The 684-nt window shown below is 61.8% G+C and carries 1 protein-coding gene; it reads right to left on the bottom strand.

Annotated features, from left to right (window positions below):
• Positions 1-10: 10 nt before the first annotated feature.
• Positions 11-684, bottom strand: a 674-nt coding sequence (locus tag AC07ZH_RS20490; RefSeq protein WP_495201120.1) for a transposase, incomplete at its 5' end; no start/stop codon positions are given.

The raw sequence follows: 684 nt of genomic DNA, 5'->3' as shown, positions 1-684 counted from the left end.
ACCATGCCTTTCAACGTCTTTGAGCCGCGGCCCTGAGTACCCGGTCAGTAGAGACATGTGATCGTGCGGTAGAGCCATCGACATAGCCTTTGGGCGCAGCGGATTTGGGAGCGCGTTTGCTGGTAGCCAACTGCCTGGGATTGAGCCGGGTAGCTAACAGCAGCAATCGCTGCAGCAGTTGCCCGGGATCGTCATCGGCACAAGGCAGGTACTCTGCCGGTAGCGTGAACATCATCGCCTCGTAGGTACTGCAGATCTCCACCGCCAGGTGATAGGTGGAGATTTCTAGCCCGGGGTGTGTTGGGCAATGCACCCGCTCGGTCACCGCCTTGAGCAACGCCAGCACGTTGTAAGCCAGCACGGCCACCGCAAAGCCCAGCAGCGCCGCTCTGGGGTGGCCCAGCGTGCGCACTTCACTGTGCAGCACTGATTCAAGCCGCCCGAACATGCCCTCGATACGCCAGCGCTTGCGGTACAGCTGCGCGATGGTGGCCGCATCAATGTGCTCGGGCAGGTTGCTCCACAAGGTAATGGCACTGTCCCCCGCCTCGGTGGGGGTGTCCAGCTCGATCTGTATACGCCGCCACTGCGCAACTGGTGCGGGAGTTTGCTCACCTGCTGCCAACACAATGTGCTGCTGGCGAACCCGGCCAGTAGGGATGGTGCTGTACTCCCCCCAGCAGC

It is taken from the genome of Simplicispira sp. GW247-4R2A (assembly GCF_059424465.1).
Note: the sequence above shows the minus strand (reverse complement) of the source record. Positions and strands in the feature narration are given on the sequence as shown.